Annotated in this window: 20 protein-coding genes; 12 read left to right on the forward strand and 8 right to left on the reverse strand. The window is 71.4% G+C overall.

Going from position 1 to position 22,608, the window contains the following annotated elements:
- Nucleotides 1–8 precede the first annotated feature (8 nt).
- The 5 genes from cydB to ACTOWY_RS26875 all read left to right on the forward strand — a co-directional run bounded on the left by cydB (nt 9) and on the right by ACTOWY_RS26875 (nt 6,943).
- Nucleotides 9–989 (forward strand): cytochrome d ubiquinol oxidase subunit II, encoded by a 981-nt coding sequence (gene cydB, locus ACTOWY_RS26855; RefSeq protein ID WP_441312421.1) that lies wholly within the window; start codon nt 9–11, stop codon nt 987–989.
- Nucleotides 986–4,483, forward strand: coding sequence for a thiol reductant ABC exporter subunit CydD (gene cydD / locus ACTOWY_RS26860; protein WP_441312422.1), 3,498 nt, complete (start codon nt 986–988; stop codon nt 4,481–4,483). Before cydB ends, cydD begins: the two co-directional genes overlap by 4 nt.
- Before the next feature lie 8 nt (nt 4,484–4,491).
- A complete protein-coding gene (locus ACTOWY_RS26865; RefSeq protein ID WP_441312423.1) occupies nt 4,492–5,625 on the forward strand; it encodes a histidine kinase in 1,134 nt (377 codons plus the stop codon).
- A 266-nt stretch (nt 5,626–5,891) separates the two neighbouring features.
- The gene (locus tag ACTOWY_RS26870) at nt 5,892–6,320 is read left to right on the forward strand and encodes an XRE family transcriptional regulator (RefSeq protein WP_441312424.1); all 429 of its coding nucleotides are present in this window, start codon (nt 5,892–5,894) and stop codon (nt 6,318–6,320) included.
- A complete protein-coding gene (locus tag ACTOWY_RS26875; RefSeq protein WP_441312425.1) occupies nt 6,317–6,943 on the forward strand; it encodes a phosphatase PAP2 family protein in 627 nt (208 codons plus the stop codon). The genes ACTOWY_RS26870 and ACTOWY_RS26875 overlap by 4 nt, the downstream gene beginning before the upstream one ends.
- On the opposite strand, the gene ACTOWY_RS26880 is transcribed toward ACTOWY_RS26875, so the two are convergent.
- The 3 genes from ACTOWY_RS26880 to pdhA are packed head-to-tail and all read right to left on the reverse strand — an operon-like array spanning nt 6,940 to nt 10,535.
- Nucleotides 6,940–8,277: a dihydrolipoamide acetyltransferase family protein gene (locus ACTOWY_RS26880; protein ID WP_441312426.1), complete on the reverse strand. Its 1,338-nt coding sequence runs from the start codon at nt 8,275–8,277 to the stop codon at nt 6,940–6,942. The two genes, ACTOWY_RS26875 and ACTOWY_RS26880, sit on opposite strands and share 4 nt — an antisense overlap.
- A gap of 9 nt (nt 8,278–8,286) precedes the next feature.
- Nucleotides 8,287–9,309 carry an alpha-ketoacid dehydrogenase subunit beta gene (locus ACTOWY_RS26885; RefSeq protein ID WP_441312427.1) on the reverse strand — a complete coding sequence of 341 codons (1,023 nt, stop codon included), beginning with the start codon at nt 9,307–9,309 and terminating at the stop codon, nt 8,287–8,289.
- Nucleotides 9,309–10,535, reverse strand: coding sequence for a pyruvate dehydrogenase (acetyl-transferring) E1 component subunit alpha (gene pdhA / locus ACTOWY_RS26890; RefSeq protein ID WP_441312428.1), 1,227 nt, complete (start codon nt 10,533–10,535; stop codon nt 9,309–9,311). The genes ACTOWY_RS26885 and pdhA overlap by 1 nt, the downstream gene beginning before the upstream one ends.
- Before the next feature lie 368 nt (nt 10,536–10,903).
- Here pdhA and ACTOWY_RS26895 point away from each other — a divergent pair, with 368 nt between their 5' ends.
- On the forward strand, nt 10,904–11,887 hold the full coding sequence (locus ACTOWY_RS26895; RefSeq protein ID WP_441312429.1) for an ABC transporter substrate-binding protein: 984 nt from the start codon (nt 10,904–10,906) through the stop codon (nt 11,885–11,887).
- Nucleotides 11,888–11,889: 2 nt separating this feature from the next.
- Here ACTOWY_RS26895 and ACTOWY_RS26900 read toward each other — a convergent pair whose 3' ends face one another.
- Nucleotides 11,890–12,648 (reverse strand): sugar phosphate isomerase/epimerase family protein, encoded by a 759-nt coding sequence (locus ACTOWY_RS26900; protein ID WP_441312430.1) that lies wholly within the window; start codon nt 12,646–12,648, stop codon nt 11,890–11,892.
- A gap of 62 nt (nt 12,649–12,710) precedes the next feature.
- On the opposite strand from ACTOWY_RS26900, the gene ACTOWY_RS26905 reads away from it, so the two are divergent.
- Entirely contained in the window at nt 12,711–13,847 is a 1,137-nt protein-coding gene (locus ACTOWY_RS26905) for a GTP-binding protein (protein WP_441312431.1), read from the forward strand.
- On the opposite strand, the gene ACTOWY_RS26910 is transcribed toward ACTOWY_RS26905, so the two are convergent.
- Nucleotides 13,841–14,842 (reverse strand): LacI family DNA-binding transcriptional regulator, encoded by a 1,002-nt coding sequence (locus ACTOWY_RS26910; protein ID WP_441312432.1) that lies wholly within the window; start codon nt 14,840–14,842, stop codon nt 13,841–13,843. The genes ACTOWY_RS26905 and ACTOWY_RS26910 overlap by 7 nt on opposite strands.
- Nucleotides 14,843–14,934: 92 nt before the next feature.
- On the opposite strand from ACTOWY_RS26910, the gene ACTOWY_RS26915 reads away from it, so the two are divergent.
- The 4 genes from ACTOWY_RS26915 to ACTOWY_RS26930 are packed head-to-tail and all read left to right on the forward strand — an operon-like array spanning nt 14,935 to nt 18,381.
- The gene (locus ACTOWY_RS26915; RefSeq protein WP_441312433.1) at nt 14,935–15,945 is read left to right on the forward strand and encodes a substrate-binding domain-containing protein; all 1,011 of its coding nucleotides are present in this window, start codon (nt 14,935–14,937) and stop codon (nt 15,943–15,945) included.
- A gap of 2 nt (nt 15,946–15,947) precedes the next feature.
- Complete coding sequence (locus ACTOWY_RS26920) at nt 15,948–16,898, forward strand: ABC transporter permease (RefSeq protein WP_441312434.1); 951 nt, start codon at nt 15,948–15,950, stop codon at nt 16,896–16,898.
- Nucleotides 16,895–17,719 (forward strand): ATP-binding cassette domain-containing protein, encoded by an 825-nt coding sequence (locus ACTOWY_RS26925; RefSeq protein ID WP_441312435.1) that lies wholly within the window; start codon nt 16,895–16,897, stop codon nt 17,717–17,719. Before ACTOWY_RS26920 ends, ACTOWY_RS26925 begins: the two co-directional genes overlap by 4 nt.
- The gene (locus tag ACTOWY_RS26930) at nt 17,719–18,381 is read left to right on the forward strand and encodes a nucleoside/nucleotide kinase family protein (RefSeq protein WP_441312465.1); all 663 of its coding nucleotides are present in this window, start codon (nt 17,719–17,721) and stop codon (nt 18,379–18,381) included. Before ACTOWY_RS26925 ends, ACTOWY_RS26930 begins: the two co-directional genes overlap by 1 nt.
- On the opposite strand, the gene ACTOWY_RS26935 is transcribed toward ACTOWY_RS26930, so the two are convergent.
- Nucleotides 18,362–19,036 carry a DedA family protein gene (locus tag ACTOWY_RS26935; RefSeq protein WP_441312436.1) on the reverse strand — a complete coding sequence of 225 codons (675 nt, stop codon included), beginning with the start codon at nt 19,034–19,036 and terminating at the stop codon, nt 18,362–18,364. The genes ACTOWY_RS26930 and ACTOWY_RS26935 overlap by 20 nt on opposite strands.
- 99 nt (nt 19,037–19,135) lie before the next feature.
- On the opposite strand from ACTOWY_RS26935, the gene ACTOWY_RS26940 reads away from it, so the two are divergent.
- Complete coding sequence (locus ACTOWY_RS26940) at nt 19,136–20,527, forward strand: FAD-binding oxidoreductase (RefSeq protein WP_441312466.1); 1,392 nt, start codon at nt 19,136–19,138, stop codon at nt 20,525–20,527.
- Here ACTOWY_RS26940 and ACTOWY_RS26945 read toward each other — a convergent pair.
- The gene (locus ACTOWY_RS26945; RefSeq protein ID WP_441312437.1) at nt 20,496–21,137 is read right to left on the reverse strand and encodes a TetR/AcrR family transcriptional regulator; all 642 of its coding nucleotides are present in this window, start codon (nt 21,135–21,137) and stop codon (nt 20,496–20,498) included. The genes ACTOWY_RS26940 and ACTOWY_RS26945 overlap by 32 nt on opposite strands.
- A complete protein-coding gene (locus ACTOWY_RS26950) occupies nt 21,098–22,579 on the reverse strand; it encodes an FAD-dependent monooxygenase (RefSeq protein WP_441312438.1) in 1,482 nt (493 codons plus the stop codon). Before ACTOWY_RS26950 ends, ACTOWY_RS26945 begins: the two co-directional genes overlap by 40 nt.
- Nucleotides 22,580–22,608: the final 29 nt, after the last annotated feature.

Genomic DNA, 22,608 nt, shown 5'->3' on the forward strand with positions numbered 1-22,608 from the left:
AGTCCACAGTGGAACTCGCCACCATCTGGTTCGTGCTCATCGCCCTGCTGTGGTTCGGCTATCTGTTCCTGGAGGGCTTCGACTTCGGCGTCGGCATGCTGCTGCACGTGCTCGGCCGGAACGACACCGAGCGCCGGGTCATGGTCAACACGATCGGCCCGGTATGGGACGGCAACGAGGTGTGGATGATCGTCGCGGTCGGCGCGACCTTCGCCGCCTTCCCGTCCTGGTACGCCTCACTGCTCTCCGGCGCGTTCCTGCCGGTGCTGGTGATCCTGCTGGCGCTGATCGGGCGCGGAGTGGCCTTCGAGTACCGCGGCAAGGTGGACAGCGCGCGCTGGCGGCGCAACTGGGACCGGGTGATCCTGCTCGGCTCCTGGCTGCCGCCGCTGGGCTGGGGCCTGGTGCTCACCGCGACCGTGGTCGGCCTGCCGATCAACGCCCGCGGTGACCTGGTCGGCGGCCCGATCGCCTTGCTGCGCTGGGAAACCCTGCTCGGCGCGCTCGCGGTGGCCGGGTTCAGCCTGGTGCACGGCGCGGTGTTCACCGCCTTGAAGACCGAAGGCGAGATCCGGGACCGCGCCCGCAGGCTGGCCCTGTGGGCAGGCCCGTTCGCGCTGCTGCCACTGGCCGGTCTGCTCGGGTTTTCCTTGCTGGGCGGGGCGATCGTGCTCGCCCTTGGCGCGCTCGCGCTGTGGCGGCTGAGCCTTGGCCGGGAGGGTCAGGCGTTCGCGCTGCTCGGCGGACTGGCCGCGGCCGCGATCGCGACCTTGTTCGGCTCGCTGTACCCGGATGTCCTTCCGTCCACATTGGACAGCGCGTTCTCGCTCACCGTGGCCAACGCCTCGGCCAGCCCGTACCCGCTGACCGTGATGACCTGGGTGGCCGGCTTCGGCACCCCGGCGGTGCTGGCCTACCAGGCCTGGACCTACTGGGTGTTCCGGCAGCGGATCGGCACCCGGCACATCCCGGCGGTGCACACGCCATGAGGAACCGCGGCCCGCTGGGCGCCCTGCCCACACTGTCCCGTTCGACCCGCCGCGCCCTGGCGGTGATCGCGGTGCTGGCCGCCCTCACCGCCTCGGCGCTGGTCGCCCAGGCCTGGGGACTGGCCACCGCGCTCGCCGGAATCGTGGCAGGCCGGTTCGAGCTGGCCACCCCGGTCACCGTGCTGGCCATCGCGGTCGCCGCCAGGGCGATCCTGGCCTGGGGCACTGAAACCGTCGCGGCCCGCGCCGCCGCGGGCGCGAAGGAGGAGCTGCGCACCGCGCTGCTCACGCACGCGCTGCGGCTGGGCCCGGAGTGGATCGCCGACCCGGAACGCTCCGGCGGCGGCCCGGCCGCGCTGACCGCACTGGCCACCAAGGGCCTGGACGCCCTGGACGACTACTTCACCCGCTACCTGCCCGCACTGGTCACCGTCGCGGTGGCGCCACCGCTGGTCGGCGCCGCGATCCTGTGCACTGACTGGCCGTCGGCGCTGGTCATCGCGGTGACCGTGCCGCTGCTGCCGCTGTTCGCGATCCTCATCGGCGGCTACACCGCGGAGGTGGCGGCCAAGGCCGCGGACGCCACGCTGCGGCTGTCCAGCCACGCCGCCGAACTGGTCCGCGCGCTGCCGGTGCTGACCGCGTTCCGCCGGGCGCAGGCCCAGACCGAGGCGATCCGCCGGGTCGGCGAGGCGCACCGCACGGCGGTCGGCAAGACGTTGCGGATCGCCTTCACCTCGGCGCTGGCGCTGGAACTGCTGGCCACGCTGTCGGTGGCGCTGGTCGCGGTGCTCATCGGCACCCGGCTGGCCGCGGGCGGGCTGACCCTGGAGGTCGGCCTGCTGGTGCTGATCCTCGCCCCCGAGTGCTACCAGGCCATTCGCGCGGTCGGCGCCGCGCACCACGCCAGCGAGGACGGCATGGAGGTCGTCCGCAGGGTGGCCAAGATCCTGGCCGAGCCGACGCCCAAGTCCGGCAGCGCCCCGGTCCACCGAGGCCGGGTGTTCGTGGCCGACCTGCACGTCCGCCGCCGCGACCGGGACGCCCCCGACGGCCTGTCCTTCTCGGTGGCTCCCGGCGAACTGGTCCACCTGCACAGCCCCAGCGGCACCGGCAAGTCCACCGCACTGGCCGTGCTGCTGGGCTTCCGCGACCCGGATCAGGGCAAGATCACCGTCGACGGCGTTGATCTGTCCGAAGTGGACAGAGAAGGCTGGCGGCGCCAGATCGGCTGGGTCCCGCAACGCCCCCAGTTCGCCGCCGCCACGGTCACCGCCGAACTGACCGAGTCGGTCCAGGACCTGCCCGGCGAACCACCCCGCATCGCCGAACTGCTCGACCTCACCCACCAGCTCGGCATCGACCACCTGCTGCACCGTCCCCCGGCCGAACTTTCCGCGGGCGAACGCCAGCGCCTGGCCGTGGCCCGAGCCCTGCTCCGGCTGCGCCGCGGCGCCTGGCTGCTGCTGCTCGACGAACCCACCGCGCACCTCGACCCGGCCAGCGCCACCGCGGTGCACAACGCGGTCGAGCAGGCCAAGGCCGCGGGCGCCGCGGTCGTCCTGATCTCGCACACCACCCCCGAACCCACCGCCGGGACACCCCTCGGCGGTGTCGAGGTGACGCGGGTGGCATCCCACCCTCACCGCCCGCGTCACCGTCCACTGTGGACACTGCTGTCCCGCCGCTCGCTACTGGGCGCCCTGCTCGGCGCGACCGCGCTGGCCAGCGGCATCGCCCTCACCGCCACCTCGGCCTGGCTGATCGCCAAGGCATCCACCCAGCCCCCCATGCTGACCCTGCTGGTCGCGGTGGTCGGCGTGCGCACCTTCGGCCTGGGCCGCGCCCTGCTGCGTTACCTGGAACGCCTGGTCACCCACGATGCCGCCTTCCGCACCGCCAACACGTTGCGCACCAGCCTGTGGCGCGACCTGGTCGCCCAGGGTCCACTGCCCCGCACCGACGGCCTGCAGCGCCTGGTCACCGACACCGACACGGTCCGCGACCTCATTCCCAGAGTCCTCATCCCCCCGGTGGTGGCGGCCGTGGTGGCCACCGTCGCCATCACCATCCAAACCCTCATCCTGCCCACCGCGGGCCTCACCCTGGCCCTGGCAGTCCTCGCCGCCGCCACCCTCGCCCCCCTGCTCGCGGTACTCGCCGACAACCAGGCCACCCGCAACCTGTCCCAGGGCAGAAGAACCCTCGCCAACTCCATCCTCACCCTGCTGACCGCGGCCCCGGACCTACTGGCCACCAACGCAGCCCACCCCCGCCACCGCGCAGTCACCCAAGCCGACCGCACCCTGGCCACCCAATCTCGCCGCCAGGCCCTGGCCAACGGCCTGGCCCTGGCCCTGCTCACCCTGTGCACCGGCACCGCGACCACCCTGGCCATCCACCAGGCCGCCGAAGCAGTAGCCGCCGGAACCCTCAACCCCCTGCTCGCCCCCGTCCTGGCCCTACTGCCCCTGGCCCTGACCGAAACCCTGTCCCTGCTCCCCCCGGCCGCCCAGCAACTCCGCCCCCTCCGCACTGCCTACACCAACCTGACCAGCCAATCCGTCCCCACTACCGCCCGCACCGCCGCTGCCGCCCGCGCGCACGCGCCCGCTCCCACCGCGGCTCCCGCTCGCACCTCTGCCCCGCCGCTCGCCCCAGCCCAAGCCCGCGCTTCCGCCCACACCTCCACCCCGAAGCCCGCGCCCGTCCCCGCCCCAGCCCCAGCCCCAGCCCCAGCCTCGGCCTCGGCCTCGGCCCTCGCCCCAGCCCCAGCCCTCACCCGCGCGCGCGAGGGGGTCCCCCCAATTCCAGACTGCCCCACCCCACCCCCACCCACCTCGCCAAACCCCCGCGAAGATCGCGACCTATCCACAATCCCGACCTATCCACAGCCCCCCGAAATCCGCCTTGACCACATCGACGTCCGCTGGCCGGGCACCCCCACCCTCACCCTGCGCGACCTCACCCTGCACATCCCGCCCGGCGCCCACACCGCCATCGTCGGCCCCTCCGGCGCGGGCAAGTCCACCCTGCTCGCCGTCCTGCTCGGCTTCCTCCACCCCGACCAGGGCCACGCCACCATCCCCGACACCGCCGCCTGGTCCCCGCAGGACCCGCAACTGGTCTCCACCACCGTCCGGGAGAACCTCCTGCTCGGCGACCCGCACGCCACCGACGACGAGCTTCGCGCCGCGCTGCGCACCGTCGCCCTTGAGGACTGGCAGCACCGTCTGGACACCCAGGTCGGGGCCGGTGGGGCCGCGGTGTCCGGTGGCGAGGCGCAACGGCTCGGCCTGGCCCGCGCGCTGCTCTACGCCCGCGGGACCGGCGTGCTGTTGATGGACGAGCCGACCGCGCATCTCGACGAACCCACCGCGCGGCGGGTGCTGGCCGCGATCCGGGCCGAGTTGCCGGGCAGCACGCTGGTGCACGTCACCCACCGGGCGGCGGAGGCGGCGGGGGCGGACCTGGTTGTGCGGGTCGGGGCATGATTCTGGTCATGGATCCCTCGCTCGCCGCTCGTGCGCTGGCCGCTTCGACCGAGATCACCTCGGCGGCGTTGTCCGGGGACGACCCGGACGCGGTGCTGCCGCTGGTGGTGCGGCGGGTGGCGGAGCTGGCCGAGGCGGATCTCGGGCTGGTCATGGTGCGCAACGAGGACGGCGGGCTGACCGTGGAGGCCGCGCACGGGCAGAGCGCGGAGGACCCGGTCGGCGCTGTGCTGTCGCCACGCTCGGCGGCGGCGCGGGTGGCGCGCAGCGGAGTGCCGGTGGTGGTGGACGACCTCAACCAGGATCCGCGGACCGCGCCGTTCGTGCCCAGGGCGTTGCGCGGGTACGGGCCGTTCGCGGTGGCGCCCTTCGGCACCAGGGAGCAGCGGCTCGGCGCACTGGCGGTGTACCGGCGCAAGGGGGCCAAGCCGTTCGCCCAGTCCACTGTGGACGTCGTGAACTCCTTCGCGGTGCAGGCGGGGCTGGCGCTGGTGCTGGCGGAGGGATCCACCGCGCGGCAACGGATCGCGGTCTACCAGGAGCGGGAGCGGATCGCCAGGGACCTGCACGACGTGATCGTGCAACGCCTCTACGCGGCAGGCGTGCAGCTGGAACTGCTGGGGCGCAGGCTGGCCGGTCGCCTGGACGAGGCGGACGCGCACCGGATCGCGGACACCGTGGACGAGCTGGACAAGACCATCGCCGAGGTCAGGGCCACCGTGCGCACCCTGCGCTCGGCCGATCCGGACGGCGCGGACCGGGCCCCTGACCTGGTCGACTCGGTGCGCGCGGAGATCGCCATCGCGGGTGAACTCCTTGGCGTGCAACCCAAACTCCAGATCAACGGCGATCTCACCGAGGTGCCCACCGCGGTGGCCGACCACGCGCGGGCCGCGTTGCGCGAGGCACTGTCCAATGTGGTCCGGCATTCGGGCGCGCGTTCGGTGTGGGTGCGGGTGAACCGGGATGTGGACGGGCTGCGGTTGCAGGTCGCCGACGACGGTTGCGGCATTCCGCGCGGGGTCACCCGGCGCGGGCTGCGGCACATCGAGGAGCGGGCGGCCGCGGCGGGCGGGCGGTGCCGGGTGGCGTCCTCGCCGCGCAGCGGGACCACGGTGAGCTGGGAAGTCCCGCTGCCCTGACCGCTGACTCCGGTGCCGCGGCTCCGCTCGACTGGGGACCAAGCGGAGCCGCGGCTGGAACGTCAACGGGCCCGAGGGTCCCCCCTCGTAACTTGTCCCCCCTGCGGTGAAGCCAGTCGACGACGTTCACCGCCGTCGAAATCAAGCCCCCCTGTCTTCACCCCCGTTGAAGCCCGCTCAGGTAATCACAGGTTGCCAACCGATGTCAACAGTAGTGAAGATGACCCCCGTTGTTTCTCCACCCATGTGAAAGTACCCTGCTCAGGGTGGGTACTGGGGAACACGATGGCGGTGGGCCGCCGCCCTTCGCCGAGGCGTTGAACCTGCTGTTCGACAAGCGCAGGCGAGCCGACGGCCGGATGTTCAGCAACGAGGACATCGCGGCCGCGATTCGCGCGAACGGCGGCGCCATCACGCAGAGCTACATCTGGATGCTGCGCAACGGTCAGCGAGACGATCCCAAGGCCAGTCACCTCCGGGCCCTGGCCACCGCCTTCGACGTGCCTGCCGGCTACTTCCTGGACGCGCCGGTGCACGAGCGGGTCCGGGCCGAACTCGACGGCCGCGTCGCCGGGACCGGGGCCTCCGACGCGCTGCTGGACCGGGTGCGCGAACTGTCCCCGCTGCACCAGCACCTGATCATGGTGATGATCGAGCAGGTCGGCGAGCTGGAGAAACGGGAGACGGATCGGTGACCACCGAGCAACAGGACACCCTGGCCCGGCCCTGGGCGGCCCGGATCGCCACCGAGGTGCTGGCACCCTGGGTCTGGGTCTTGGCCCTGCCGCTGCTGGTCGCCTGGCCCGCCACTGGGCACCGGCTCGGCCCGACCCTGCTGTGGGGCCTGGTGGTCGGGGTCACCGGCTCGGTGATCCCGATGCTGGTGATCCTGCGCGGCGCCAGCGCCGGCCGCTACGACACCCACCACGTGCACAACCTGGAAGGCCGCACCGTTCCGCTGCTGCTCTGCCTGGCCTCGTTGTGCACCGGCTGGCTGATCCTCTTCCTCGGCCAGGCCCCGCACCAGCTGATCTCCCTGGCCGCGGCCATGTTCGTCGCGCTGCTCGCCTGCGCGGCGATCACCCTGGGCGCGCGCTGGAAGATCTCACTGCACGCCGCGGTCGCCGCGGGCGCGGTGGTGATGCTGGTGCTCAGCTACGGCCCCTGGCTCTGGCCGGTCACCCTGCTCGCGGCCTGGGTGATGTGGTCGCGGGTCGCCCTGCGGGACCACACCACCGGCCAGGTGCTCGTCGGCGCCGCCGTGGGCATCCTGGCCGGTGGTGGTGGTTACCTGGGACTGGAACTACTGCTGACCTAGAAGGTGAAGGCCATCGCCGGATCGGCCAGCAGCGCGCCGACATCGGCCAGGAATTGCGAACCCTGCTGCCCGTCGACCACCCGGTGGTCGAAGCTCAGCGCGAGCTGGCACACCTTGCGCGGCACCACCTGCCCGTCCACCACCCACGGCATGTCCCTGATCGCGCCAAGGGCCAGGATCGCGGACTCGCCGGGGTTGATGATCGGGGTGCCGGTGTCGATGCCGAACACGCCGATGTTGGTGATGGTGAAGGTGCCGTTCTGCATGTCCGCTGGCGTGGTCTTGCCGTCGCGGGCGGTCGCGGTGAGCTGTTCCAGCGCGATCCCCAGCTCCCGCAACGACATCGCGTCCGCGTCCCGCACCTTCGGCACCACCAGGCCACGCGGGGTCGCCGCGGCGATGCCCAGGTGCGCGTAGGACTTGTAGACGATTTCGTTCGCCGCCGCGTCCCAGCTCGCGTTCACATCCGGGGTCCGCTTGATCGCCAGGCACACCGCGCGCGCCGCGAAGGCCAGCGGGGTGATCTTGACGTCGCGGAACTCCGGATGGTTCTTGAGCCTGGCCCGCAGTTCCATCATCGGCGTGACGTCGATGGTGAGGAACTCGGTGACGTGCGGGGCGGTGAACGCGCTGTCCACCATGGCCTGCGCGGTCGCCTTGCGCACCCCGCGCACCGCCACCCGGCGTTCCCTGGTGGCCGGGTCGTACCCCGGAACCTCCACAGTGGACACATCGGAACCGTTGCGGGCGGCCGATTCCACGTCCTCGCGGGTGATCACGCCGTCCCGGCCGGAGCCGTTGAGCGCGTGCAGGTCCACGCCGAGTTCCTTGGCCAGCTTGCGCACCGGCGGCTTGGCCAGCGGCACGTAACCACCGGCGGCCACCGGCTCCGGGACCACCGGCGCGGCCACGGGTTCCTGCGCCACGACCGGTTCCGGCGCGGCCACCGGCGCGGATCCCTTGCGGGCCCGGCGTTTGGCCGAGCCGGTGCGCGGGCCGTAGCCGACCAGGGTGGCGATCCGCCCGCCCGGCATCTCCTCGCCGATCTTGCCGTCGGAGGCAGGCGGCTCGGCCGCGGGCGCGCCGCCGGGGTCGACGTCCACGGTGATGATCGGCACCCCGACCTCCACCGTCTCCCCTGGCTGGGCGTGCAGCTGGGTGACCACCCCGGCGAACGGGCAGGGCAGCTCGACCGCGGCCTTGGCGGTCTCGATCTCCACGATGATCTGGTTGACGGTGACCGTGTCGCCCGGCTTGACGTGCCAGGTCAGGATCTCCGCCTCGGTCAGTCCCTCACCGGTGTCGGGCAGGGGAAACTGCTTGAACTGCGGCATTGTGTCCCCTCACCAGCCCAGCGAGCGTTCGACGGCGTGCAGCACCCGGTCCAGGTCCGGCAGGAAGTCGTCCTCCAGCTTGGAGGCCGGGTACGGGGTGTCGAAGCCGGTGACCCGCAGGATCGGCGCCTCCAGCGAGTAGAAGCACTCCTCCTGCACCCGGGTGGTGATCTCGGAGGTGATGGATGCCTCTGACGGCGCCTCGCTGACCAGCACCAGCCGACCGGTGCGGCGCACCGACTCGAACACCGGGCCCAGGTCCAGCGGGGACAGCGCGCGCAGGTCGATGACCTCCAGTTCGAGGCCCTCCTCGGCAGCCGCGGCCGCGGCGTCCAGGCAGGTCTTCACGGTCGGGCCGTAGGCCGCGACGGTGACGCTGGATCCCTTGCGCAGCACCCGGGAGGCGAACAGCGGACCCGGGGTCACCGTGGTGTCCAGCTCGGCCTTCTCGTGGTAGCGCTGCTTGGGCTCGAAGAACAGCACCGGGTCATCGCAGCGGATGGCCTGCTGGATCATCCAGTAGGCGTCCACCGGGTTGGCGCAGGCCACCACCTTCAGGCCCGCGGTGTGCGCGAAGTAGGACTCCGGCGACTCCGAGTGGTGCTCCACCGCGCCGATCCCGCCGCCGAAGGGCACCCGCACCACCACCGGGATCTTGAGCTGTCCGCGCGAGCGGTAGTGCAGCTTGGCCAGCTGGGAGACGATCTGGTCGAAGCCGGGGAAGATGAACCCGTCGAACTGGATCTCGCACACCGGCCGGTAGCCGCGCAGGGCCAGGCCGATCGCGGTGCCGATGATCCCGGACTCGGCCAGCGGAGTGTCGATCACCCGCTGCTCGCCGAAGTCCTTCTGCAGGCCGTCGGTGACCCGGAAGACGCCGCCGAGCTTGCCGACGTCCTCACCCATCACCAGCACCTTCGGATCGGCCTCCATCGCCGCGCGCAACCCCAGGTTGAGCGCCTTGCCGATGGTGACCTTCTGCGTCCTGGGCGCCGTGGTCTCGGTGTCGCGGTCCATGGTCGGCGCGGCCATCAGCGCTCACCCCCGGCGGTCGTGGCGAAACCGTCCAGGTAGGACAGGTAGTCGGCGCGCTGCTTGTCCAGCTGCGCGGTCTGCTCGCTGTAAACGTGCTCGAACATCTGCGCGGGCGCCGGATCGGGCATGTTCACGCAGGTCTCGCGCAGCTGGGCGGCGAGTTCGTCCGCCTCGGCCTGCACCGCGTCGAAGAACTCGGCATCGGCCCACTGCTGGTGCACCAGGTAGACCTTGACCCGCTCGATCGGGTCCTTCAGCTTCCACATCTCCAGCTCGTCGGCCAGCCGGTAGCGGGTCGGATCGTCGGAGGTGGTGTGCGCGTCCATCCGGTAGGTGAACGCCTCGATCAGCACCGGGCCGTTGCCGCTGCGGCACTCCTCCAGCGCCCACCGGGTCACCGCGAGCGAGGCCAGCACGTCGTTGCCGTCCACCCGGATGCCCTTGAAGCCGTACCCGCTGGCCCGCCGGTACAGCGGCACCCTGGTCTGGCGCTCCAGCGGCTCGGAGATGGCCCACTGGTTGTTCTGGCAGAAGAAGACCACCGGCGCGTCGTAGACCGCGGACCACACCATGGCCTCGTGCACATCGCCCTGGCTGGTCGCGCCGTCACCGAAGAACACCATGGTGGCCTCGCCGTCGGAATCGCCGACCACGCCGTCGAACTTCTGGCCCATCGCGTAACCGGTGGCGTTGAGGCACTGGTTGCCGATCACGATGGTGTACAGGTGGAACCGCTTCTCCAGCGGGTTCCACCCGCCGTGGTCGGTGCCCCGGAAGATGCTCAGGATCTGTGCCGGGTCGATGCCCCGGCACCAGGCCACCCCGTGCTCGCGATAGCTGGGGAAGGCCATGTCGGTGGGCCGCATCGCCCGCCCGGCGCCGATCTGCGCGGCCTCCTGACCCAGCAGCGGCACCCAGATGCCCAGCTGGCCCTGCCGCTGCAGCGCGTTGGCCTCCCGGTCGGCCCGGCGGACCAGCACCATGTCCCGGTACAGGCCGCGCAGCTCCTCGGGGCTGATGTCGATGTCGAAATCGGGGTGGTGCACCCGCTCGCCCTCCGGCGTGAGCAGTTGCACCAGGTCCGCGCCACCCGCGTCGGTTTCCCGCAGGCCCGCGATGACCTGCTCCGCGGTCGGCCGGGCGGCGGTGGCGGCGGGGACTCCGGGATGGGGCGCATCCGGTTCACCCGCACGGGGTTGCGTCCAGTACTCCGGCGACGACATGCGTCCTCTCCTCGTCTGCAAGGGCCGGCCGACCGCTTGTGGCGGTCGGGCGCGACGGCGCCGACCATTGCCGCCGCCATCTGGTTGAGATGGCACGTGATCAACCGTCGGCGTTGACGGTCACTCACTTCATCCTGACATGCGCTCACCCGTTCCAGTGACGCCAACCACACGCCGGTGGTCCCGGTGACAGGTTGATCAAGAACCCAGTGCGACCGACCACCCACCCTGGGCAACATCCGACGATCCCCCTACCTTGCTCAGGGGTGTCGGCTGACTCGGCGGGAGAACACATGACCCAGCTCCGTCCACGGACACGGGGCAGAACCACCCTGTCCTGCCTGGTGCTATTGGGGATACTAAGCCCGTTGTGCGCCTGCGCGACCGATCAACCCACCCCACCTCCCGGCGCGCCGCAGCAGCGCACCCTGGTGATCTACGCCGGCCGCACCGAGCAGCAGATCGGCCCGATCCTGGGTCAGATGGCGCAGGCCATCGGGGTGAAACTGGACGTCCGCTACGGCGACACCAGCAAGCTCTCCGACCAGCTGGTGACCGAACGCCAGGACAGCCCGGCCGACCTGTTCATCTCCCAGGACGCGGGCACGCTCGGCCTGCTGGAGAGCAAGGACCTGCTGGCCGAACTGCCCGACAGTCTCCGGCAGTCGGTGCCGGGCGCCTTCCGCTCGGTCAGCGGCCACTGGGTGGGCACCTCGGCCAGGGCCAGGGTGATCGCCTTCGACCCGAAGCAGGTCGGCCAGACAGACATCCCGCGCGGCACCGAGGACCTGATCCAGCGGCGCTGGCGGGGCAAGATCGGCTTCGTCCCCGGCAACGCCTCCTGGCTCTCCTTCGTCACCGCGCTGCGGGTGCTGCGCGGCGAGGACGGCGCGCGGTCCTGGCTGCGGGGGTTCAAGGCCAACAACCCGCGCCGCTACGAGACCCACCCGCAGTTGCTGGACGCGGTGGACAGCGGCGAGATCCCGCTGGGCCTGATCAACCACTACTACTGGTTCGAGAAGTCGGCCAGGGTCGGGGTGGACAGGATGCGCGCCCAGCTGCACCATGTCAGCGGCAGCGATCCGGCCGCGCTGGTCAACATCGCCGGGGTCGGCGCGCTGCGTGGGGACGATGTGCCGCTGGCGCACAAGGCGGTGGAGTACCTGCTCTCCGCGCCTGCCCAGCAGTTCTTCGCCGACCACCTCGCCGAGTACCCGGTGCGCGCCGGGATCAGCTCGACCAAGCACCGGCTGCCACCGCTGGCCGAGATCAAGGGCCCCGACCTGAACCTGAACCGGCTGGTCAGCGTGCAGGACTCGCGGACGCTGCTGGCCGAGGTCGGGCTGGGCTGACCTCAGCCCAGCCAGCTCAGCAGGGTGGCCGCGTCCCGCTGGAACATCGCCGGATCGTCGTCCACCACGAACTCCAGCAGCGCGTGCCGGGCCACTCCGTCCGCGGCCAGTTCTGCCAGCACTGGCTGCCACAGGTCCGGCCGGGCGTCCAGCGGCAGCCGCTCGTCGTAGCCGTCCGCGCCCCAGGAGAAGACGTGCGCCGCGGCCACCGAGGGCAGCAGCGCACGCACCTCGGTCAGGCACTCCGCGACCTCCGGCAGCTCGCGTGGCTGCCAGTAGGGGACCAGGTTCTCCTGACCCGCCTCGGCGAACAGCTTCACCGCCGAGTCCAGCGTCTTGGTCAGCGTGTGCACGTGGAACTCCACCGCCACCCGGATGCCCTCGCCCGCGGCCAGTCCGGCACAGCGCACCAGCTCACGCACCACCCGCGCCCGGTGCTCGGCATCGGAATCCGCCGGCGCCCGCTTGCCAGCCCAGACCCGGATGGTGGGCGCGCCCAGCGCCACCGCGGTGCGCAACACCTCGTCGAAGGCGGCTGGCTCGCTGTCCCCGGCGTCGAAGTAGGAGGCGTAACCCTCCACGGTCAGCCCGGCCGCGGTGGTGGCCGCGCCGACCTGCCGGGCCACCGCGAGCGCACCGGCGGGCACGTGCACGTCCCCGGCCCAGCTGATCGCGGCCAACCCGGCCGCGGCGGTCAGCTCGACCACCTCGGTCGCGGCCAGCCGCCGAAAGGTCACCGACACCACACCCGGAACGATCACAAGCCCTCCCTGGACAGAACCACCAGCACTGACGCTAACGATAACCGTTATCATTCACAACCATGGCCGCCAGGATTCCCGTCACCGTGCTGTCCGGATTTCTCGGCAGCGGCAAGACCACGCTGCTCAACCACGTGCTGGCCAACCGGGCAGGCCTGCGGGTCGCGGTCGTGGTCAACGACATGAGCGAGATCAACATCGACGCCCGCCTGGTCGCCGAACACGCCCGGCTGGACCGCACCCAGGAGCGCCTGGTCGAGCTGACCAACGGCTGCATCTGCTGCACCCTGCGCGCCGACCTGCTCGACACCGTGGGCGAACTGGCCCGCGACGGCCGCTTCGACCACATCCTGATCGAGTCCACCGGCATCTCCGAGCCGATGCCGGTGGCCGCCACCTTCGAGTGGACCTTCCCGGATGACACCAGCCTGGCCGAGCACGCCCGGCTGGACACCATGGTCACCGTGGTCGACGCGTCCACCTTCCTGACCGAACTGCGTGCAGGCGAAGCGCTGGCGGAGCGGAACATCGCCGCCACCGAAGACGACGAACGCGGCATCGCCGACCTGCTGATCGACCAGGTCGAGTTCGCCGACACCCTGGTGGTCAACAAGACCGACCTGGTCACCCCGGCCGACCTCGGCCTGCTGGAGGACCTGCTGACCAAGCTCAACCCCGGCGCCCGCCGCCTGCGCACCCGGCACGGCGTGCTCGACCCCGCCGAGATCCTCAACACCGGCAGACACAACCCGGACACCGCCGCCCAGCATCCCGGCTGGGCCCAGGAACTCTCCGGCACCCACCTGCCGGAAACCGAGGAGTATGGCATCAGCAGCACCACCTTCCGGGCCACCCGCCCGTTCCACCCGGCCCGCCTCGCCGACGCCCTGGCCGACTGGACGGGTCTGTTGCGCAGCAAGGGTTTCTGCTGGCTCGCCACCCGCCCGGAGATCATGGCCCTGTGGTCCCAGGCAGGCCCCAACCTGACCATCGACCCGGCCGCGCTGTGGTCGGCCACCGACGGCCCGCGCGGCCAGGAGATCGTCTTCATCGGTCAGCACCTACGCCCCGACGAGCCCTACCTGCGTCTGGACCCGGCCCTGCTCACCGACGCGGAACTCACCGCAGGCCCCGATGCCTGGCGCGCCCTCCCTGACCCGTTGCCGCAGTGGCAGATCGAGCACCTGCACGATCACTGACAACCACACGACCGCCGGTGCACGAATCGCGCGGGCAGCCGCACCGTGCGCGGCGCCCGGTCCGGCTCGGCGATCCGGGCCAGCAGCATCCGCACCGCCGTCCGCCCGATCTCGGTGATCGGCTGCGCCATCGTGGTCAGCGGCGGATCCACCAGATCCGCCCACTCCACCTCGTCATAACCCACCAGCGCCAGGTCCCGCCCGGCCCGCAACCCCAGCTCACCCAGCGTGCGCAGCACCCCGACCAGCATCGCGTTGTTCCCGGTGATCACCCCGGTCGGCGGCTCCGGCAACGCCAGCAACCGCCGCAAGGCCACCGCGGCCTGCGCCATCGCCGACTCCCCGGAGACCACCAGCGCCTCATCCACTCCCAGCCCCGCCCGGCCAAGGCCGAGCCGGTAACCGTGCACCCGCTCACTGGTCGTGGTCAGCCCGGCCGCCCCGCTGACCAGCCCGATCCGCCGGTGACCGAGTTCGGCCAGGTGCGCCACCAGTGCCGCGGTCGCGCCCGCGTTCTCCGGGCCGACCTGGTCCAGCAGCCCGTGGCTGGGCAGCCGGTCGATCAGCACCACCGGCGTGCCGAGCTGGCGTAACTCCGGCAGCAAGGTGCCGGAAGCGCCAGCCGACGGGGTGAGCAGCAGCCCGTCCACCCGCCGCGAGCGCAACGCCCGCACCGCCGCCTGCTCGGCCGAGGGCTCGTCGTGGGTGTCGATCAACAGCAGCGTGAACCCGGCCGCACTGGCCTCGCTCTCCACCGCCTGGATCAGCTCGGCGAAGTACGGGTTGGCCACCAGCGAGATCGCCACCCCCAGCGTGCGGGTACCCCCGGTGACCAGCGAACGAGCGATCGCGTTGCCGGTGTAACCGGTCTGCGCGACCGCGTCCAGCACCCGGCCGCGGGTGTCCTCGGCGACCTGCCTGGTCCCGTTCACCACGTGTGACACCGTCGTGATCGACACGCCCGCCAGCTCGGCGACATCCCGCATGGTGACCATCCGACCCACCTCCCGCAAGCGCTTGCGCAAACGCTTGCCGCCAGTGAACCCGCTCACTAGCGTTGCGCGCCACACGCTTGTTGGAGGCAGCCATGGGACGACGAGGTCCTCAGTTGGTCGCACTGCTCGCCACCGGCGCCATCGCCCTGGCCGGCACCGCCTGTTCCAGCCAGAAGGCCACCGACGGCCGGGGCAACGACGACGGCAAGATCAAGATCGGGCTGGTCACCAAGACCGACAGCAACCCGTTCTTCGTCGCCCTGCGCGAGGCCGCCAAGGCCCAGGCAGGCAAGGACGGCGCGGAACTGATCGCACTGGCCGGGAAGTTCGACGGCGACAACGAGGGCCAGGTCGCCGCGCTGGAGAACCTGGTCCAGCAGGGCGTGGACACCATCCTGGTCACGCCCAGCAACTCCACCGGCATCCTCGGCGCGATCAAGAAAGCGCGGGAGAAGGGCATCCTGGTGATCGCCCTGGACACCGAGACCAACCCCAAGGACGCCGTCGACGCCACCTTCGCCACCGACAACCTCGAAGCCGGGAAACTGCAGGGCCAGTACGTCAAAGCCGCGCTCGGCGACCGCGTCCCGCAGCTGCTGATGCTCGACGGCAGCCCCGGCGGCACCGTGGACGAACAGCGGCACAACGGCTTCCTGCAGGGCATCGGCCTGACCGAGTCGGACCCGAAGGTGCTCGGCAAGGAGTCCACCAACGGCGACCAGAACAAGGCCCAGCAGGCGATGGAGAACCTGCTCCAGCGCGCCGCCGCGGTCAACGCGGTCTACACGATCAACGAGCCCGCCGCCCGCGGTGGCTTTGCCGCGTTGCAGGCCAAGGGCTTGGCGGACAAGGTCGTGGTCGGCTCGGTCGACGGTGGTTGCCAGGGCGTGCGCGATGTCAAGGACGGCAAGTACGCGCTGACCGTGATGCAGTTCCCCAAGAAGATGGCCGAGGACGGCGTCAAGGCCGGGGTGGAGTTCACCAAGAGCGGCAAGAAGCCGAGCGGGTTCACCAACACCGGGGTCACCGTGATCGCGGACAAGCCGGTGCCGGGCATCGAGGCCAAGGACACCGCCTGGGGCCTGCAGAACTGCTGGGGCTGAGGATGAAGGCCCTGGTACTGCGCACCCCCGCGGTCGGCCCGGCGCTCGCGCTGCTGGCCGCGGTGCTGATCTTCTCGCTGACCACCGACACCTTCGCCACCGCGGACAACCTGTCCCTGGTCGTGCAGCAGTCCCTGGTCATCGGCACCCTCGCGCTCGGTCAGACCCTGGTCATCCTCACCAGCGGCATCGACCTGGCCAACGCGGCCATCGCGGTGCTCGGCACCCTGTTGATGGCCCAGCTGGTGCTCGACGGCACCTCGGCCCCACTGGCACTGCTGATCGGCATCGTGGTGGCCATCGGCATCGCCGCGATCACCGGCGGCGTGGTCACCGGGATCAGCCTGCCGCCGTTCATCGTGACCCTGGGCATGCTCACCATCGTCACCGCCGCGGCCCGCATCTACGCAGGCGGCCAGAGCTACCCGGTCACCGACGAGCTGCTCACCTTCCTCGGCACCCGGCAGTACCTGTTCGGGTACATCGAGGTCACCGTCGGCATGGGCTTGGCGCTGGTGATGTACCTGATCGCCTGGTACGCGCTGACCCGCACCGCCTGGGGCAGGCACGTCTACGCCGTCGGCAACGACATCGAGGCCGCTCGCCTGTCCGGCATCAAGGTCCGCCGCACCGTGCTCAGCGTCTACCTGGTCGCCGGGCTGGTCTACGGCATCGCCGCCTGGCAGGCGCTGGGCCGGGTGCCCAACGCGGACCCGAACGCCTTCCAGACCGGCAACCTGGACTCGATCACCGCGGTGGTGCTCGGCGGCACCAGCCTGTTCGGCGGCCGCGGCAGCGTGCTCGGCACCCTGGTCGGCGCGCTGATCGTGGCGGTGCTGCGCTCCGGGCTCACCCAGGCCGGCATCGACAGCCTCTACCAGGACGTCGCCACCGGCGTGCTGGTCATCGTCGCGGTCGCGGTGGACCGCTTCTCCAGGGGGAGGCAGGCGTGACTCCGGTGCTGCAGGCCCGTGGCCTGGTCAAACGCTATGGCAAGGTGACCGCGATCAACGGCGCCGACTTCGACCTGGAGCCCGGCGAGGTGCTGGCCGTGGTCGGCGACAACGGCGCGGGCAAGTCCAGTCTGATCAAGGCGCTCTCCGGGGCGCTGATCCCGGACGAGGGCGAGATCCGCATCGACGGCGAGCCGGTCCGGCTCTCCGGACCGCTGGACGCGCGCGGGCACGGCATCGAGACCGTCTACCAGAACCTGGCCCTGGCCCCGGCCCAGGACATCGCCAGCAACCTGTTCCTCGGCCGGGAACGTCGCCGCGCCGGTGTGCTCGGCTCGGTGTTCCGGCTGCTGGACACCAAGGGCATGCGGGCCGAGGCGGCCAGGGTGCTCGGCGAACTGGGCATCGGCATCTCCTCGATGACCCAGGCCGTGGAGACCCTCTCCGGCGGGCAGCGGCAGGGCGTGGCGGTGGCCCGCGCGGCCGCGTTCGGCAACCGCGTGGTGATCATGGACGAGCCCACCGCCGCCCTCGGCGTGGCCGAATCGGGCAAGGTGCTGGAACTGATCAACCGGATCCGCGAGCGCGGCCTGCCGGTGGTGCTGATCAGCCACAACATGCCGCACGTGTTCGACATCGCCGACCGCGTGCACGTGCACCGGCTGGGTAAGCGGGTGGCCCTGGTGTCCCCGCGCGAACGCACCATGAACGAGGTGGTCGGCCTGATCACCGGCGCGCTGCGCATCGACGAGAACGGGCAGCTGGCCGAGGTCGCGCACGCGGTGACCACCGGGCTGCGGACGGGGGAGACCGGCAGGTGATCGCGGATTTCAGCGAGCTGGTGGCCAGGGCGGAGCGGCTCGCCGCGGCCGGGCGGCGTCAGCTGCTCGGCATCGCGGGCGCACCCGGCGCGGGCAAGTCCACCCTGGCCCAGCGGCTGGCCGAAGCCCTGCCCGGCAAGGCGGTGCTGGTCGGCATGGACGGCTTCCACCTGGCCCAGCGCGAACTGGACCGGCTGGGCCGGGCCGAGCGCAAGGGCGCCCCGGACACCTTCGACGGCCACGGCTACCTCGACCTGCTGACCCGGCTGCGCGCCAACGGCCCGGACACCCCTGGCGCGGTCACCGTGTACGCGCCGGAGTTCCGCCGGGAGATCGAGGAGCCGGTGGCCTGCGCGGTCCCGGTCTGCCCGGACACCCCGCTGGTGATCACCGAGGGCAATTACCTGCTGCTGACCGAGCAGCCCTGGTCCGGGGTGCGCGCGGCGCTGGACGAGACCTGGTTCCTGGCCCCGGCCGAGGACCTGCGGCTGTCCCGGCTGATCGCCCGGCACCGCGCCTTCGGCCGCAGCGAGTCCCAGGCCCGGCAGCGCGCGCTCGGCTCGGACCAGGACAACGCCGACCGGGTGAACGCCACCGGCGAGCTGGCCGACCTGGTGCTGAGCGGGATCCGGTGGCCGGAGGTCAGCTCGGCCCGTTCTTGACGTCGGACTCCTCGTGCATCGGCCGCCGCATCTCCTGGCGGTAGCGGTACACGCCGTAGCTGGTGCCCACCACGAAGAAGGCCACGAACCCGATCACCGCCACGGTCTGCAGCCACGGGTACCGGTTGAGCAGCCCTGCCGCGTAGTAGCCGAGCAGGATCAGGATCGGCGACCAGGTCAGCGCGCCGGTGATGGTGGCCCAGGTGTAGCGCTTGCGGTCCATGCCGGCCGCGCCCGCGATGGCCGGGGCCAGCGTGCGCACCCAGGGCAGCCAGCGCGCGGCCACGATCGCCCAGAACCCGTACTTGTCCAGGAAGTCCTTGGCGCGCTGCAGGTTCTGCTGGTTGAGCACCTTGCCGCCCTCGCGGGCCAGCATCTTCGTCCCGGTCTTGGCGCCGACGAAGTAGCCGAACTCGTTGCCCAGGATCGCCACCAGCGTGCTCACCCCGGCCAGCGCCCAGGCGTCGATCGGCCGGTCGTGGTTGGCCAGCACCACACCCGCGGCGAACAGCAGCGAGTCGCCGGGCAGGAACAGACCGATGATCAGACCGCACTCGGCGAAGATGAACGTGGTCACGATGATCCACACCAGCGCCGGGCCCGCGGAGTCCAGCGGGGACCAGGCCAGGGTCGTGGACACACTTGACACGCTCATCACATCCGAGACTACGTGGCTCACGGTGAACGCATCATCGACTTTTTCCGTCTCGTGCGCGTGTTTCTGTGGAACTACCGTGGACGGGTGAACGATCGGGTGAAAAGCGTCGAACTGCTTGACCAGCTCCGCCGGATCCTTGGTCCGGACGGGGTCATCACCGACCCGGATGTCACCGAGAGCTACCGCCGGGACATGATGCCGCTCGCGCCGGCCGGCGCGCCGCTGGCCGTGGTGCTGCCAGGGGACACCGCGGCGGTCCAGGCCGTGGTCCGGGCCTGCGCCGCGGCGGGCACGCCGATCGTGCCGCGCGGGGCTGGCAGCGGCCTCTCCGGCGCGGCCAACGCCGTCGACGGCTGCGTGGTGCTGGCCATGACCAGGATGAACCGCATCCTGGAGATCGATCCGGACAACCGCCTCGCGGTGGTGGAACCCGGCGTGGTCAACCTCGACCTGCGGCAGGAGGTGGAGAAGGAGGGCCTGTTCTACCCACCGGACCCCTCCAGCTACGACTGGTGCACCATCGGCGGCAACGTCTCCACCAACGCCGGCGGCCTGTGCTGCGTGAAGTACGGGGTGACCACCGATTCGGTGCTCGGCCTGGAGGTGGTGCTGGCCAGCGGCGAACTGCTGCGCACCGGCAGGCGCACGGTCAAGGGCGTGGCCGGGTACGACCTGACCAAGCTGTTCATCGGCAGCGAGGGCACCCTGGGCGTGATCACCCAGGCCACTCTGGCGCTGCGCCCACTGCCACAGGCCCCGGCCACCATGGTCGCCGCCTTCCCTTCCACTGCCGCCGCGGGCGCCGCGGTGGCCGGTGTAGTGCGCGAGGGCCTGGTCCCGTCCCTGATGGAGATCATGGACGCGGCCTCGATCCGGGCCGTCGAAGCGCACCTCAACACCGAACTCGGCGCGGGCAGCGGCAGCGCGGCCCTGCTGATCTGCCAGTCCGACGCCGGCGGCGAAGTGGCCAAACGAGAGCTGGAGAAGATCGAACAGCTCTGCCTGTCCGCGGGCGCCGAACTGGCCTACGTCACCACCGATGTGGCCGAGGGCCGGATGCTGCTGGCCGCCCGCCGCGCGGTGCTGACCGCGCTGGAGGTCTACGGCGCCTGGCTCACCGACGACGTCTGCGTGCCCCGCACCAGGATCGCCGAGCTGATCAGCGGCTGCGCGGAGATCAGCGCCCGGCAGCGGCTGCTGATCGCGGTGGTCGGGCACGCGGGCGACGGCAACATGCACCCCACCATCGCCTACGACCCGGCCGACGCCGACCAGTTCGAGCGGGCCAAGCTGGCCTTCGACGAGATCCTGGAGGTCGGCCTGGCCCTTGGCGGCACGGTCACCGGCGAACACGGCATCGGCAAGATCAAACGGGAGTGGCTGGCCAGGGAGATCGGCGAGGTCGGGCTGGGCGCGCACCGGGCGATCAAGCGGGCGCTGGACCCGGACAACCTGTTCAACCCGGGTTCGATGTTCGCGCTGGACTGATCACCAGGTCCAGGAACCGGTTCAGGTAGGCGCGGACCTCCTCGGGTCCGCGCCGTGCCGGATGCATCAGCATCACGTAGGTGACCACCCCGGCCAGGCTCTCCAGCAGCATCTCCAGGTCGATGTCCGGCGGCAGTTCGCCGTGCTCCTGCAACAGCCGGAACAACTGCAGCGCGACCTGCTTGCGTGGCTGCACGTAGGTCTCGGTGTAGGCCCGCATCAGCTCGGGATGGCTGGTCGAGGTGCTGGCCAGCCGCCCGATGAGCTGCCGGAAGTCCGGATCGGCCACCGCCTGCACCAGGATCTCCACCAGCTTGGCCCTGGTGACCTCGCCGTCGGCGAACACGGCCAGCACCTCAGCCGGGTTCATGAACCGGTCCCGCCCGAACTCGATCGCCTGCGCCAGCAACAGTTCCTTGCTCGCCCAGCGCCGGTACACGGTGAGCCGGGCGACCCCGGCCCGCTTGGCGACCTGCTCGATGCTGGTGCCCTCCACCCCGCCCTGGATGAACATGTCCAGAGCGGCCCGCAGGATCGCGGTGTCGTTCCCCGGATCGCGGGGGCGGCCCCTCACCCGGCCCGCCCGGTCCGCAGCACGTTCGCCAGCCACCGGTGCAGCTTCGCCGGTACCGGCCGCCCACGCCAACCCAGGTGCGCGTCCGGCCGCACCAGCCAGGCTTGGGCCATCGGCCGGTCCAGCAGCACCACCTCGTCCCCGAGCAGTTCCCGCACCACCGGCACCAGCGGCTCGTACCGGCCCAGCAGGGCCCACCGGCCGCGCAGTTCGGCGTGCAACCGGGTCGCCGTGCCGTCCTCGCGCCGGCAGATCAGGTCCGGCACCCGCTCCCCGGTCCGCAACCCGGTGGCCAGCGGCGCGAACCGCCAGGGCGCCAACGGCCCGCGCCGGTAGTGCACGCCGAGCTGGGAGGCGGCCCTGGCCAGCCGCCGCTGCACCGAGGGCAGGTTGAGCAGCGGCGCGGCCAGCCGGTCCCGCAGCACCCGCCGCACCCGCCCGTCACCCAGCGCCAGCCGGGTCGCCCCGGTGGTGCCTGACAGCACGGCGGCGGCGACCGGCCGCCGTTCGGCCTGGTAGCTGTCCAGCAGTGCCGCGTCGGCTCGCCCGGCGGCGACCAGCGCCAGCTTCCAGCCCAGGTTGTCCGCATCGCCCAGACCGGTGTTGAGGCCCTGCCCGCCGAACGGGCTGTGGATGTGTGCGGCGTCCCCGGCCAGCAACACCCGGCCCTGGCGGTACCGCTCGGCCAGTCGCCGGTGGATGCGGAACACCGAGGTCCACACCGCCCCGTCGAAACGCACCCCGCGATAGCCGGTGCGCGCGGGCAGCAACTCACTCAGCCGCCCGAGCACATCGTCCGCGCCGACGCCGGGTTCACAGGGTGCGACCAGCCGCCACAGGTTCGACTCCGGCAACGGGAACGCGGCGAACACCCCGTCCGGACTGATCCAGGCCGAGGCGGTGTCCCTGGGCAGCCCCCAGTCCAGGTGCACGTCGGCGAGCAGGAAGTTCTCCACCACCTGCGTGCCGGGAAACCCGAACCGCCCCAGCCGCCGCACCGCGCTGTGCGCCCCATCGCACCCCACCACCCACTCGGCCCGGCTCCCCTCGACGGCGCCCCCGTGCCGGATCTCCACCGACACCCCACCCCCGTCCTGGCGCAGCCCAACCACCTCATGCCCCCACTCGACCTTGCCCCCCAACCGCTCCAGCAGCTCTCGCAACTGCCCCTCCACCGCTGCTTGGGAGATCAACAAAGTCCGGTGCCTGCTGCCCAACGGCACCTGATCCACCCGGATCCGCACCAGCTCGGTCCCGTGCGCGTTGACGCTGATCCCACCCACCCGAACGGCCCGCTCCGGCAGGTCCCCCAGCGCCCCAAGCCGATCGAGCACCTCCACCCCCCGAGCCTGCAACCCCAGCGCGCGCGAGGTGATCGCGGGTGCCGGCGCCCGATCCACGATCCGCACCGCCACCCCCCGGCGCAGCAACGAACACCCCAGCACCAGCCCACTGGGCCCGGCTCCGACCACCAGCACCGCTGTCTCCACCGGGACCCCCATTAGTT

The organism is Crossiella sp. CA198, assembly GCF_052078295.1.
Classification (GTDB): domain Bacteria; phylum Actinomycetota; class Actinomycetes; order Mycobacteriales; family Pseudonocardiaceae; genus Crossiella.

What these genes read in the sequence shown, in the direction of transcription:
- ACTOWY_RS26920 (WP_441312434.1), top strand. Translation starts at nt 15,948, where the DNA reads ATGAAGGCCCTGGTACTGCGCACCCCCGCGGTCGGCCCGGCGCTCGCG.
- ACTOWY_RS26910 (WP_441312432.1), bottom strand. Translation starts at nt 14,842, where the DNA reads ATGGTCACCATGCGGGATGTCGCCGAGCTGGCGGGCGTGTCGATCACG.
- ACTOWY_RS26865 (WP_441312423.1), top strand. Translation starts at nt 4,492, where the DNA reads ATGGATCCCTCGCTCGCCGCTCGTGCGCTGGCCGCTTCGACCGAGATC.
- ACTOWY_RS26915 (WP_441312433.1), top strand. Translation starts at nt 14,935, where the DNA reads ATGGGACGACGAGGTCCTCAGTTGGTCGCACTGCTCGCCACCGGCGCC.
- ACTOWY_RS26905 (WP_441312431.1), top strand. Translation starts at nt 12,711, where the DNA reads ATGGCCGCCAGGATTCCCGTCACCGTGCTGTCCGGATTTCTCGGCAGC.
- ACTOWY_RS26885 (WP_441312427.1), bottom strand. Translation starts at nt 9,309, where the DNA reads ATGGCCGCGCCGACCATGGACCGCGACACCGAGACCACGGCGCCCAGG.
- ACTOWY_RS26880 (WP_441312426.1), bottom strand. Translation starts at nt 8,277, where the DNA reads ATGCCGCAGTTCAAGCAGTTTCCCCTGCCCGACACCGGTGAGGGACTG.
- cydD (WP_441312422.1), top strand. Translation starts at nt 986, where the DNA reads ATGAGGAACCGCGGCCCGCTGGGCGCCCTGCCCACACTGTCCCGTTCG.
- ACTOWY_RS26935 (WP_441312436.1), bottom strand. Translation starts at nt 19,036, where the DNA reads ATGAGCGTGTCAAGTGTGTCCACGACCCTGGCCTGGTCCCCGCTGGAC.
- pdhA (WP_441312428.1), bottom strand. Translation starts at nt 10,535, where the DNA reads ATGTCGTCGCCGGAGTACTGGACGCAACCCCGTGCGGGTGAACCGGAT.